9 protein-coding genes are annotated in these 13,809 nt (G+C 49.7%); 2 read left to right on the top strand and 7 right to left on the bottom strand.

Going from position 1 to position 13,809, the window contains the following annotated elements; all coding sequences use genetic code 11:
• Window positions 1-360 precede the first annotated feature (360 nt).
• Together K6Q96_RS07010 and K6Q96_RS07005 are read left to right on the top strand one after the other, a co-directional pair.
• Entirely contained in the window at window positions 361-672 is a 312-nt protein-coding gene (locus K6Q96_RS07010; protein ID WP_251878996.1) for a hypothetical protein, read from the top strand.
• Between the two features lie 840 nt (window positions 673-1,512).
• Complete coding sequence (locus K6Q96_RS07005; protein ID WP_251878994.1) at window positions 1,513-1,842, top strand: hypothetical protein; 330 nt, start codon at window positions 1,513-1,515, stop codon at window positions 1,840-1,842.
• Between the two features lie 30 nt (window positions 1,843-1,872).
• On the opposite strand, the gene K6Q96_RS07000 is transcribed toward K6Q96_RS07005, so the two are convergent.
• Genes K6Q96_RS07000 through K6Q96_RS06970 form a run of 7 tightly spaced genes read right to left on the bottom strand, consistent with a single transcriptional unit; the run spans window position 1,873 to window position 13,809 of the window.
• Complete coding sequence (locus K6Q96_RS07000; RefSeq protein ID WP_251878991.1) at window positions 1,873-9,303, bottom strand: PLxRFG domain-containing protein; 7,431 nt, start codon at window positions 9,301-9,303, stop codon at window positions 1,873-1,875.
• Window positions 9,304-9,326: 23 nt separating this feature from the next.
• Complete coding sequence (locus tag K6Q96_RS06995; RefSeq protein ID WP_251878989.1) at window positions 9,327-10,652, bottom strand: hypothetical protein; 1,326 nt, start codon at window positions 10,650-10,652, stop codon at window positions 9,327-9,329.
• A gap of 9 nt (window positions 10,653-10,661) precedes the next feature.
• Window positions 10,662-10,901, bottom strand: a complete 240-nt coding sequence (locus K6Q96_RS06990; RefSeq protein ID WP_251878987.1) for a bacteriocin — start codon at window positions 10,899-10,901, stop codon at window positions 10,662-10,664.
• Between the two features lie 11 nt (window positions 10,902-10,912).
• Window positions 10,913-11,278 (bottom strand): hypothetical protein, encoded by a 366-nt coding sequence (locus K6Q96_RS06985; RefSeq protein WP_251878985.1) that lies wholly within the window; start codon window positions 11,276-11,278, stop codon window positions 10,913-10,915.
• Between the two features lie 8 nt (window positions 11,279-11,286).
• The gene (locus K6Q96_RS06980; protein WP_251878983.1) at window positions 11,287-11,949 is read right to left on the bottom strand and encodes a hypothetical protein; all 663 of its coding nucleotides are present in this window, start codon (window positions 11,947-11,949) and stop codon (window positions 11,287-11,289) included.
• 7 nt (window positions 11,950-11,956) lie between these two features.
• A complete protein-coding gene (locus tag K6Q96_RS06975) occupies window positions 11,957-12,361 on the bottom strand; it encodes a hypothetical protein (protein ID WP_251878981.1) in 405 nt (134 codons plus the stop codon).
• An 8-nt stretch (window positions 12,362-12,369) separates the two neighbouring features.
• On the bottom strand, window positions 12,370-13,809 hold the full coding sequence (locus K6Q96_RS06970) for a phage tail tip fiber protein (RefSeq protein ID WP_251879607.1): 1,440 nt from the start codon (window positions 13,807-13,809) through the stop codon (window positions 12,370-12,372).

Genomic DNA, 13,809 nt, shown 5'->3' with positions numbered 1-13,809 from the left:
TATTTTTCTAATTCTTAGTTTGTTCTGCACCAGTGTTTTTGCAAACAACACATATTATCGAAACCGAACCATTACTGGAGCTGGCATATACTTCAGTGGCGATCGAAGTATATTAATGATAAATTTCAGTGGTTCTAAGGCTGGCTTGCCTGGTTGTGCCATCACTGGAAGATTAGCAATTAGTAGTTCGGTTCCCCATTACAAAGAAATAGTTTCTCTCGTTATGACAGCATATACGTCCCAACAAAATAATGTGGACATTTTTGTCACTAACACCTGTAACCATTGGGGTAACGCTCAGGATATTTTAGGTATTAAAATGGGCTCTATGCCTTGGTAAGACACATAGGGACTCTAGCAATGATAAAAGCAGCAGCATTTTTTATTCTTGCAGTCTTTTTTTCGAGTAGTGCGTACTCATGGACTCACCATCCAAATACAAGAATAAAGGTAATCACAATATGGGAAGGTTCTGGTTCTAATCCTTTATATTTCCAGAGGGAGGATAATGTTTGGTGTTATGTCCCAGCTGAAGAGATAATGATTCATTCTTTGATCCTCACATTGTACTCCTCAGGAAAAAGAGCTGATATTCACTGCTATGACCGCGCTGAGACAAAAATGGGTGGCATTTCCGCAGCACACAAAATTCATAGGATCATTGCCAAGTAACATTGGCTACGAAATATTTAGATTAATGAGTATCTACACATGAAAAAAGTCATTATCACAACACTACTTTCGCTGAGTGCATGTTTCCCGAGTTTTGCAAGTACTCAAACAGGCAAAGTGACTGATATCCTTGTTCGCTCTGACGGCTTACACTGGTTTCATATATCAGGAAACAGAAGCCAGAAACCCCATTGTGCGAGAAATCATAGTTATTGGATGATTCGTGATGAAAAGTCTGTATACGGTCAGTCTCAATTTTCGATGCTCCTCTCAGCCTAAATGTCAGACAAAGAAGTAATAATTCATGGTTCAGGAAAGTGCTCAAGATGGGGCGACGGTGAAGATATCAAAACGCTTCAGCTAAAGCGATAACCAAATAAACAAGTCTCAAATCAGGAATTACAATGATTAGAAGTTTTTTGATTATATTTTTACTGTTACACAGTACATTGTCTTATGCGAAAGCAGTCTCACCGAAAAGTCAAATTGACCGGCTCATCACCTATTCGAAGTTTGGCAAAGGAGATACATATGTATCGCTTCGACAGAACGACACAGTTTGTGTCCATGGATACTTCATTAATAAGGAAAGCGAAGGTTATCAAACAATAGTATCTACTTTACTTTCTGCGTACCATGCTGCAACACCTGTACGAATCTATGCTTATGATAATAATCGCTGGAAAGGCTCAAAAAATGTAGTTTGTGAAATGTATTCTGTGGAGTTAAGAAGATAGCTCAGAATGTAAGTAACCACGAGATTACCGACCCTAAACTCATCTTCAAGTTTTCCCACTCTAAACCAATTAAGATTCTCTCAGAAACTCTAGGAGCACTGTTATGTTAAAACGAATTTTTATTACGTTTATGTTTGCTATCATCTCACCTCCGCTTTTCGCTTGGGATGCCGTCAAGAGTGGGAAAATTCTTGACATGCACGTAACGGGAGGCGGCAACTATGACCTCAGAGTGGTTTTGCAGGGCCGGCCAAAGTTATGTGGAAATAATAATGACTGGGCATACATTAACGAAAGTGACGCTAATTATCAGTCTTACTTAAGTGTATTACTAAGTGCTAAAGTGGCAGACAGAACCGTCGAGCTTTATGCAACAAGAGAATCAAGTTCGGGTAAAGGTTATTGTAAAATAGGATATATGATATTGAAGTAAGCTCTCATTAATCCTTTCGAAGGTTTAAAACTAATTACCTACTATCTTTATTTTTATACTTTGGCGTCTATTTAATCGATTGAATCTGGACATTTTCATCCTGATAGTCGCCAACAGTACATGGTCCCTTTGTCTAACTGCCACCCAATATGCGGTTATCAATTCGCGACGGCGTTTCAAGATAGTTTGTCTTTGGTTTTCTGCTGCGCTTCTACTTTCGTAAAGTTTCATCAATTCATGGTCTGAAAAGCCCATGCTTTGCGCCAACAGTTGATGCACCGAAAAGTCATCTGCTTCTTTATATGTTTTACCCTTGTTACTCAGCGCGCCTTCTTCAGAATAGCGATAGGCTTTCAAAGGGTCTCTGACAAATTTAGGTACCATTCTTTCGATACCCCGCCAGTACTGTCCCTTAGCAATGTCCTCCGAACCTCGAATACCACCCAAAATAACGCCACCCAACACGGGTCCGGCGACCTGCTGCGCATAGTGGCTCCATAAGTCTTGCCCCTGTAAATCTCGATAGGGGTCACGAATCCAAAGACCATCCAAAGAGATTCGTGGCGACACACCTGCCCCGCCTGCGCCATATATCACGAGATCAGCAAACTCCTCACCCACCGCATCAGCTAAATATGCCTTGAGCTCAATTTCTGCGTCCCAAGGTTCGTCCTCATCACCAAAAACCGCATTCAGCGCATTGGCCATTGTGTAAACCAACCCAAGGGGAAGTGCGCTGACACCGCCCAGCATGGCAGTGGTACCTAACGTCCCTATGAGTTGCTTTCTGGCGACTTGCTTCTCTTCTGCGGTAACGCCTTTGAAGCCCAAGTAAAAATTCCGCAGCAAGTAGTACGTCATGTTCTGGCTGTACTGCTTGAACTGCGTAATGACTTTCATTGTCGGAGACTGCATGTAGCGGGCTCGATTAGCGTTGGTGTAATCAAAATGCGCGTCCCAGGTCGTATCTGCAGCGAGCTTAACCGCTCGTGTATGATTCGTGCCTTTTTCTCTCGCAAGCCTATATGTAGCCATTGCGGTCGTTTCACGGTTGAACACTTCCGCCTTATGGAACAACGCACTGACCATCCCCATCGCTTTGTCGTATTTCTCGTTATATTGCCAATTCTCTGCTTCTGCCATCCCCGCCAAATCATGCGCATTGGTGGCATCTAAAAGACCCATGTCATGCCATTGCTGATAGGCGTCTTTCTCTTCGTAATTGCGAAGTTTTGCCTTGATGCTTCCCTTGGCTGCAATGAACTCTTTCGTCGTGTTTGCCAGGGCTGAAGCCGCCTTCCCTGCCCCATATCGGCTCGCTAGTATGGGGAGTGCAACAACAAAGTTTTGGGTGGTATTGATGAGCGCCGCTGCCGGAGACACACCGAGCATCCAAACAAACCCCACAGAGGTTATTGTCTGCGCAGCTTTTGAGTGTGTTGGGTTCATCACCCATTCATGCCGTTTGAGGAGCTCCTCTGCATAGCGGCCAGCTTGGTTGCTATTGTTCTTCTGGGAGGTCTCTGATGCTTCTTTAGCAAGATTTGTTAGTTCGTCGGAAAACTCCATCCGCGCGAGTTGATAGGCACCTTTCATCATGTTCGATGCCAATGAGCGCAACGCATCATTGCTCCACCCCTTCACCTTCTTGCGGTGCATGAATTGTTTGCGCATGGAGCGAGAAGGCAAAGCTTGAAGATACAATTGGTAAATCGTGTCTTTGATTTCATCTTTTTTACTGTCGTTGAGTGAGGTGTCTTCGACTTTCTTGATGAGCTCTGTGACATACGAAAGGCTCGCGCCATTCATGGCATTGACGTTATCCATCTTATACCCCGTGTTCACGCCATAACCCTTATCTCGCAATCCTTTAGCCGTAGCCTGTTGCTCTCCTTCCGTGTCGAACATCATGTAGCGCTTCTCGCCATGTTGGTCGACTGACGCCAGCCAATAATCACCAAATCGTGTCAGTGGGAAATAAGGAGCGTTCACTTCCTGCAGGTCGAAGACAGTCCGAAGTTCTGCGATTTGCTTCTTCTTGATATGGCCATCAATCTCAGCATTCAGGATTTGTTGTTCAAGCAATCGCCGGTAGTCCTGGTGACGCGCCGCATAGTTGTCTCGCATTGACCGGTAGTGTGCTTTGGCTTCTTCTGGTAGTCGTTCGAACTGAAGCTGCAGTTGGGCGTGTCTACGCTGCCGTCTCGGTTCGTCTTTCAGGTCGTTTCGTAGCTGGCGTATCTCATCGGTTTGCGCTTTTGACTTCCCGCTGCCTTTGTTGACGTTTTCGAGGTATTCAATGCGACGTTTGATAGCGGCCTCTGCGGGTACAAACGCTACGTCAGGGTCAACGCCCGCTACTGTGGCATCGTGCGCGATAGAGAACATTTGATCAGCAACCGCACTGTTTTTAGCTGACCATTTTCGGATGTCCTGAGCGATTTCCGCTGCCTCAAAGGCCATCTGATTGCGACGTGTCAGCATGCGATGGACCGTATCTACATAGGTTTTGACCATCGGCAATGTCTCTTTGGACAAATCGGCCAATTGGCGCAACGTGACTGCACCCAGGCCCACTTTGCCGCCAGCAAGACCCTTAGCTGCGGAGCCCATCGCTTTGAACAGTGATGAGAACCGTTCAGCCGGTGTCTTTTGGCTCGCTATGCGGCTAATGATGTCATCAAAGTCTTCTTTTGAAGCTTTGCTAAACCTCAAATCCACTTCGCGATGTTGCTCTTTGGAGAACCGCGCTTTTGACAATTGAGACTTGGATAGTTTGGTTGTCCCTCCGCTTTCGCCCTCATTCGGGTGCCAGTGATTGACCGACTTCACTCGGTCAATCAACGTTTGAACAATGTTGTTCATTTCGGCTTTTGTCATGTCCCCAGGCCGCATCAGTCCGACGCGGCGTAGTGCATGAGCGATAGCCTCAATGACCCGGTCCCACCATTGCTGAAAGGTAGAGCGCTCCAACTCTGCTGCATGGGCTAACACTTCTTCCACCTGTGAGAGCGGATCAAGACTGCCATAGTTCTTCTTTACGGTGTCCCAGAGCGGTTTCAAGTGTTTGGAGTTTCTGCCGGTAAAGACACGCTCTGCGATTTTTTGGTATTCACTATCGCCAACGACGGCTTTCAAGCCATGATGAATGAGAACTTCATGGCGAAGCTTCTGGCGAAGCATTGTCATGCTCGCAATATTGTCCGATACCACCATCACCTGGGCGGACTTATCGTGATAGAACGCATGAACAGTTTCGTCGGGAAAGGACTGGCCGAGCAGTGTTTCGGCCTCTTTTTGTGTTTGGATAACACGGATGTTTACCCCCGCCCCCCCTTTATAATCTCTAAGCCATTGCTTCACTCCTAGCTCTACGTTTCTTTTGGGTAGACCTTTGACTTGTCGATACCCTGGCGTGATAGATTCACGTGAGTACAGCATGACACGTCCATCACCGGTGTCCTTTGATTCCATGCTGTTAAATAGACGGTCAAAAGCCCGACGGATTGCCATACCCTCTTGTTCTGTTGGATAGGGATACGCAGCAGCGGTTTGCGCATCCGTGGCATGGCGAGCCCAGCCTTCTTCCGTGACAATATTCGCCAGAAAATCATTCTTCGCATTCTGGTCAGCAAGCTTAGCAATCAGGTATGACTCAAAGCTCCGAGCACTCATTTCGATGTTCGTCGACCAGTAGTCGTTGGCCTTTTTTCTATCCAAATGAAGGGAGCGTTGACGAAGTTCCGTTTGATCAATCGTTTTCATGAGGCCCACGAAGGCCTCTCTCATTTCCGCTCGCACTTCACGCCCTGCATTAGGGTGACTGGCATCTTTTGTCAGGTAGATGGCAGCATTGGTGCCACGGTTAAGACCTAAATCCAATTTGCCGAAGTAGTTATCGAGTGCATGCCACCACTCATGCCCCAACGAGCCAGCGCCGCTTTTCTTCGTCAGATTAATGACCACACGACCTGGTTCATAGTGCGCGACAGCTGGGTCACGGCCTCCCTGACCTCGAGCGCCAAAAGCTAGCCCTAGCTCGCCATTCAGCGAAATCGCTTTGGGAGGGATACCTAGCACGGCAGCGAGATCCATCAGTCCATCAAACGCATCATTGACCATACGCTGACGCTTGGATTGCTCTACCCAATTGCCAAACTCTACGCCACGAAATCCGAATGTATTCGCAAAGTCTTCAGGGGTGACATCTCCCCCCTGGCGAATGTCTTCACCCAATCGAGGCTGATTGGTATCTCTGCGTAGCGGCGGAATCACTTTTGCCTTTTCTAACTTCTCGGCAAGTGCATCATGGTCCTCTGTCAGCCGCTTTCTTGCCTCAGCCAACTTATCTATCGGCCCAGCCAAGTCCACATAGGTTCTTCCAACCTTTTTGCCAATGAAAAAGCCGCTGTTCCCCGCCTTCGTGTAGATATCAAATGACGTGCTCTTTTTTGGGCTTGGCGCCTTTCGAAGTTCGGCAAAGCGGCCTTTAAAACGTTCGATGGCTTCGGCCTGAGTGTCACCACTGGCAAGGGTCCGTGGCCAATGCCCATAGATGCCGCCTTTGGCTTTGCGTGCGACGGTCCAAATGGTTTTAGCGGGACTATAATGTTTCCCTTCAAACAGAGAGTAATCCCCTGACGAAACCTCAAAATCTGACAAACTGTGCTCATGCCCTATCGCATCATAGAGGGCCGCTTTGCCGGCAATCCCCAACGCGTCACGATTCGGACTCGCTTTTAGTTCAGCGACAGCCTCTTGTGTGGGCAATGTACCGTCTATGACGGCTAAGGCGATCTCACGCAGTATGCTGATATTTGTGGCCCACCGGGTGACTTTATAGCTGGTACGGGGTTTCGCTGGTACCATCTCGCGGATCGCTCGAAACAAGCTCAACGCCTCGAGCGACACACCTGCTTTGACCATATTCTGGTAGTTCGGTTGGGGCCAAACCTTTGACATAGGAAGGGACTTGATCTCATCGTTATCTTTGCCTTGCATGCTGCTCGAATAAGCTTGCCAGACATCCTTTCTGGCGCCGCCGATCTTCTCGCCGACATCCTCCAGCCTTGAATTCGTCTCGGTTGATGAATTCGAGGCAGTGTTTACGTTGTCTCTTTGGGTAAGACTTGGCGTGAAGTCCTTGAAGCGTTTCGTTCTCTGGGTTTTCGCCTCTGCCATCATCTTGCGAAACTCTGATTGCACTTCTTTCGATACCTCATCAAGGGTATCACTCGCCGAGGCGTGTTCATTGACAGGTAAGGTTTGAATGATGGCTTTCCCACGCGCTCTTAGCTCATCAATTACCTGCATCATGGCGTTGCGCTGAAACTCTGGCGCATCAGCCGCCTCAGTATCTTCAAATAAGGCTTCAGCCTGCGCACGTCGCGCTTGGTTTTCCGGCAACCCATCTTCATAGGCCTTCCGCTTATGTGCTTCTATCTCAAATGCCATAAGACGTTTTGGCGCCTCTCGCAGCGTCGCAAGCAACGCTTCTGCCAATTGTGGATTAGCGGTAGCCAGATTGTGTTTTAAGCGTTTGCGTGCTGATTTGATGCGTTTAGCAATATCTCTTAGAGGCGTTTTGCCCTCTTCTCTCAATTTCATCGAATATGGACGAGAAGAAAACTCACCTCGAGATTGGCGACTAGCCTCAACGTTTTCTCTCACACGTTTCTTTTGCTGCTCTGCTTTTGCGCGCTGATAGGTTTTCGTTTCCGTAGTTGGCTGCAAAGTTTGGTCATTAGAGTTCACTGCTCGCTCTGCTTGTGATTCTCGCTTGAGCAACTCTGCACGTGCCAAAGCTGGGTCAAATTGGCGCGTTGATTTCATCGCCTCTTCTTCAGCCCATTGTTGGAGCCTGGGGTCTTCTGGTGGGTGATACGGTTTGTAAGTCGGCGGTGAATGCTGTGTTTGCATGACACGCTCTCGCCCCTGCTCTAGTGCGTGGATATAGCGTTCCGCTTTGGATTGGGCCTTGTCTTTTACCGCTCGACGCTTGGCAACCGCCTCATCAAAGCGCTGCTGTACACCCGTCTCATCAATACCTGCACTGCTGGCCTCTTCAGCCAAGGTGTAAATACCCATTTCGGCTTGCTCATCGCCCTGTTCGATGCGATCCAATAATGCATCTGTTTTGTCAGGGTCCAGTGCATAGGCGAGTTTAAGTGTTCTCAAGTGGTGGTCGTGAGGATCGCTCAAGACGTGTTTTTCACGCAGAGATTGGCGGGAGTTTTGGAGTCTTGATTGAAGGGAGGGTTCTTGAGGTGTCGGTGGCGGTGTTTCTGGGCTGGAAGTCGGCGCTTCAAGTGGAGATTCCGTAACCTCAGGGACGTCAGGTTCCGCACCTCGGCCCATGCTTACAGCGCCCATCATGCCACCGGTGGCACCACCCAACATCCCTTCGTTAACCGCAGACAATGCCACGCCCTCCATCGGATCGCGTTCTGTCCCACCATATTCATTAGATACTGTATTCGCCACATACTGCTCAGCGGCCCCTTGTAGCGCTTCTGTTGGCCCTTCCCTAGCGACGCCAGCAGCTGTGCTTTTTACGAATCCTTTGCCCGTGCCTGAGACCAAAGTATTTGCGAGCGGCACGTCGCCCACTAATGTCGCAGCGACACTGGCACCTAACGTTATAGGGTCCGTCATGGTCGCTCTGGACGCTGTATCAGCAATGCGTTCTCTGGCCAGTTCAAGCTTTTCTTCATCTGACAGATGCAGGAATGCCGGATCATCATCAATCGAAAGGAAGGCTGTGCGAAACGCATCACTGTTTGCCAGCTGTTCGAAGTTGGTATTGAGAATACCCTCTTTGGCTTGGAGGCCTTGCGCACCCACATCCGTCCCAACAGCAACTGCCGTGGTGGGTAATTTCTTCAACATGCCCAGTGTCATCTGGGCAATCTTAGGGGCCAACGAAGGTTTAGCACCACTGCGCACGGCAAGACTGGTCAGAGACGACAGGGCATTCGCTGATGACATCCCACCGGTCGAAATCGCCGATGCCACAGTCGGCGCCATGTAACCAATGCCTCTGGCCAGTTGCATGCTCCACACAGCGGGATCCGTCGACCATTTCCAGTCTCCCTCAGGGGTCTCTGTCACCGGCATGGTGGACAACGCCTTTTTGCCATCATCCGACAACGACTCTGTCACCCAGTCTTTGGCGCCTTTGTACGCATCACCGAGAAACGAAATGTAATTGGCGGCTAAGCCTTGTGGCGTGTAGTTGGCCGCCTCTACCACTGACTCTGGCACGCCCAACTCTCGCGCTGTCTCACCCAGAAAGCCTTGCGTTTGTTCGATGGTTTCTGTGCCGCCTTCCAGCGCCCCCAAGGTGCCTGCCGCGACTGCCTTGCCAAGGTCACTGGCGCCCACTTCCACGTTTTCTTCTTCCCTATATCGGCTTAGATCAAAATCGTCGGAGAGGGTGAAGTGCGCATCATCGTCTTGCATGGTCACTCCTTATCGATGAGGGATTAGCGACTGGTGTAACGCTTGGCGTTTTCTGTGCGGATTTGGCCGGCAAGCTGCTCTGCCTTGTCCGATTTTTGTTTATTGATTTGGTCTTGATAAGCGCGTTCTAAGACGGCGACATCCACCTCTGACAGGTCTTCACCTTTGGCTTTCAATGCTTTCAGAAAACCCTGTTTGTTGCGGTCGTCTCCTGCCCACTCGATAGCCGGCTCAGGTACTGTTGATGTCGCCATGTCCTGGCCAGAAAAGAGCGCCTGAACTTTCTTAAGTTGACCGTCAAAATGCTGATTCACGGCTGCCACTTGCTCTTCGGTGCCAAGCACACTCAGCTCTTTCAAGGCTTCGCTTCGTTGCTTCTCGATGTCCATCACCGCGCGTCGATAGTCTTTCTTGTCATCTTTAGAGGCGCTGCGGAACATCGACTGATAGGCGGGTGACAGCTGAGCCTGACGACGCAGTTTCAGTTGACCGGTGATGTCTTGGAGAGCATGTTCTAAAGGAACAACTTTCACGTTGTCATTGCTGGACGTTGAGCGACCTTTAGTGATCGGACGGGTAACCCACTCACTCTCACCCTCATACTGAACCTCGGCGTTAATGACCAATCCCGGCTGTGCTCCCGCTTGGGAAGGGTCAATGTCCTTGGCAAAAGTCAGGCTTCCCCATCTCACGTCCTGAATAGTTTTCCCTGAAGAAGCGTCTATCTGCCCAACCGAAGCCTTAAGGTTGTTTTTATAAAACGCAGAGAATGCACCTTTCAAATCAGCGTCGTTGAAGTCGAGCTGTCCCTTTAGAACATCCGGTATTTTCTGCTCAAGGGTATCTGCAGCTTGATTTAATGCAGGGTCAAGGTAGCGACGAGGATCAAGTGCCGTTCCCTTAACATACTCGCTATCAAAAACGTCATCTGCCTCACCCGTTTCAATGAATCGCTTCCATCCAGTGTCCAGCAATATCGCATTCTCATCGACAAACGCTGATCGTTGTTCTTGTTGGTGGTTGTAATCATTGCGACGTTGACTCGATTGAGCTAATCCGATTTGTGCCTCTCGTAAGGTTAAGTTCTTTTCGTGCAACTCCCCCTCACGCCGGCGCTGCTCAGCAAGCCAGCCGCCCTCACCATCCACACCATATTTGTCTTCGTGAGCTTGTCGAGCACGCTGTTCTTGTGCATGTCTGAGGGCCATTTGCTGGTCAAAACGCTCATCGTATTTCGCATCCCGCAACCGTTGATATTCCCTGTCTTCCTGACGGGCGAAATAACGGTCGGCCACATCAAAAGAGCGCAGCGCCGTATCCATGAATCCGCGGGTATCTAACTTTCCCATGACCACCTCTTAAAACAGCTCGCCAAGCACAAACCCACCAACAGCACCAATCCCCGCTCCAATGGGCCCGCCAATCATAAACCCCAGAGACGCGCCGCTGACTGTACTGTTCATTGTCTGCTGTTTTTCAGCCTGTTCGATGCTTTCGTTGGCCGCTTCTCTGTCTTTCTCCATCATGGCCGCGTCTCGAAGGCCATTGAGTGCCATGCCTTTAGTTTTGCTGGCGACACTTCTCAGGCTATACCCCATACTGCCTCCTTCTATTCCACTGACGCATTCTGTTTGACGGCATACCCAGCGCCTGCCAACGTTTGCATGGAGCGGTCACGTTCATGATCTCTGAGTCCGTTTTTCGCCGCGACCTTTGCCAATGAGAGCTTGGCGTTCCGGTGAACATCACCTTCAGGGGTTAAACCATATCTGGCCATCTTGTTCGCTTCAGAAAGCTTGGCGGACGCGCCGGCATCGTTGGCATTGCTGTCTACCCGTGCCAGCTGCTCGTTCAGCAGTTGACCGCTTTGGGATTTCTGAAGCAATTCGACCTGTTTGGGGTAAAACCGGTTGAGCCAGTCGTCGTACATGTTGCGGGTAATTTCCGCGTAGGTATCAGATGCTATACCCATCATCACTCTCCTTACGCATTCATCGCCCCTTGAGGGTTGAAGTTCGGATCATAGTGGCCCTTCAGCGAGGTACTTGACCCATCAATCAGGTTGGACGTTCCTGTACCGCGACCAGAAAACTGCTGGGCGCTTCTCAGACCAATCCCCGCGACAGCACCTGCTGTTTGTAAGTTAGCGGATCGGCGATTAAAGTCCGCCTGCGCATCCTGTTTGGCTTCCCTAAGACTCATGTGGGCCACGTCAGTCGAACGCTGCAATGCTTCTGCCTGCTCGCCCAAGCCCATCGCTACCACATCGGACAACCCGGCAATATGAGCATCCTGCTCTGAGGCTTGCGCCCTGTTGACCGTGTCAGCCTGATGCGTTGCCTGAGCGGTGGAAAGGTCTGCCATGGCGCTGCCAAATTTCTTGCTTGAAGGATTGATACCGGATGCGGTGAGATGTTTTGCCGTGGCATCCCGGTTCTCGCTAAACGCGCTGTTGTAAGCCAAATCAGTATCAGCTTTCACATTCGCCATGTTCGAATCGCTATTTAAATTATCGACACGTTGAATAAACACATCTTCATATTGTTTGAGGTCTTTTTGGTAGATATCCCAATACTTGTTGGCAATGTCTGCCGATGCCTTTTCGTATTCGGTTTCCTCAACCTTGTTGTCATCTCCACCACCCATTTCTACCTCACAGTGTTTTTGTCCAATGGCCCACGTGCCCATTCGTTTGGGAACGGATATAACCTTGCTTCTCCAGTAAAGGAGACAAGCCCAACACGGCGGTGTACAGCTCCACTTTCTGGGCCTTTGCCCGCCTCGCCATATCATCGATTTGTGGTTGGTAACGCGCGATTAAATGCTCTCCCCATCCAAAGGCAAACAGGACGAGCAACCGTCGCTTCTCCTGCTTCCCCCGCAGACTTAGCACCACAAAACCATCCGGGCATAGAAACAAAAATGCCCTCTTGTTTGAGAGGGCATCATCAATACGCTGTGTGTGATCGTGGCCGTTTCGTTTGGCTGTTTGGCTGATGATGGGTAGCAACCGCTCACGATACGATTCCCAATCTGCTTGGCTAAAGCGGTTCTTCATCGTCGCGCCTAAGATTTAAACGACATAAACAGTAAGCTTTGAGCAGGAAATGAAAGATAGGCAGAACCTGAAAAGTTGATGAAATAGCCATCCATACGGAACGTTACCGTGGTGTTCAGAGGCAGGCTGTAGGCCTTTATCGGAATAGAGGCCGTACTCGAACCGAGAATCCTGCTCATCTCATTCAACACCAATCCGTTGTTGATGTAATACCTGACATAGGGCTGACCATAGCCCCCGGAGTCAAAACGAATCTCGGGCACTATTAGCAAACGGGGAAAGGGCGCTGCCGGGATGGTGATGCTGAAGATGTTACTCCACACTGAGCCCGCTGAGCGCTGGCTTTGCCTTCTGGAGCCATTGGTATAAACGTGCGGTTTCACCACGTCGCCAATAATTTGATTGGCATAGATAGTGCCTTTGACCGTGCAGTCTTCCTCGATGATAACGTTATTGAACCGTCCCCCCGATGCCACCAGGTAATCGGTATAGATGACGCCATTATCCGTGATACGCGTGTGGTACCCATTGTAGGGACCACCGCTCCCAACATTGATTTCAGCACCATTGATGACGGCAGAGGTGAGGGTTGGAGAAGTAATCGAGATGCTCGCTCTGACCTCATCGGCAACAATGTGTTGTGCATTGAGGATTTGGATAGTTGCGGTTTCGACAAGCGCTTTGGGAATAATGACGTTGCCTTGGTCGATTGCCAGCAATGGCGCCAACCCTTGGTTTGCATCATTGGGGTCAAAGACGAAAACCTGGCTCGCAGCAATGGCGACCTGGCTGACACCGTCAGCGTTCGCCAAAATGCCTATCCCAGCTTGAATATCATCGGCTTGCGCCTTGACCGCCCACATGTCGTCAAACTTCTCATGCGCACCATCAACATCTTCTTGTAGCGCCTGAATGAGCTGTGAGTTCTCCATCTGCTCGCCTATCTCATCGATAATTTCGCTGATGTCCTGACTGGTGGAAACCTCTATCCCATTGGTTCCGTTATAAGGACCCGCAATGTCATTCACATTCACATGGCGGATCCAATAGAAATACGTCGAACCTGGCGACACGATATCGCTAAATACAGTCGCTGGCGTCGTGGCTATCTTTGTGGCTTCCGATAACGTGTCCTCATCATGTCGCCATATTTCTGTATGTGCGTGACCGATGTAGCCCGGATTCTTCCATTCCAACAGTATCGCGCCAAAGCCGCCGACCGCCTTGAAATCTTGTGGCAGTGAAGGGCGCTCTACGTTGTCATCTCCTGAGCCCACCGGCGGGATAGGCTTGGGTACCACCTTGCCATCATGGGTTCGGAACACCGTCGCAAGGCCCAGTGCCTGCAGTTCACGGACGGTGACCGCTCTATCCAGACCATTGCCCCTTTGCCCTGTCAGCTTCTCGACATTCTCCCGTATCGCCTCCTGACGGCGCCCGCCCCGCAC

The sequence above is a fragment of the Grimontia kaedaensis genome, from assembly GCF_023746615.1.
GTDB classification, from domain to species: Bacteria; Pseudomonadota; Gammaproteobacteria; order Enterobacterales; family Vibrionaceae; genus Enterovibrio; species Enterovibrio kaedaensis.
Note: the sequence above shows the minus strand (reverse complement) of the source record. Positions and strands in the feature narration are given on the sequence as shown.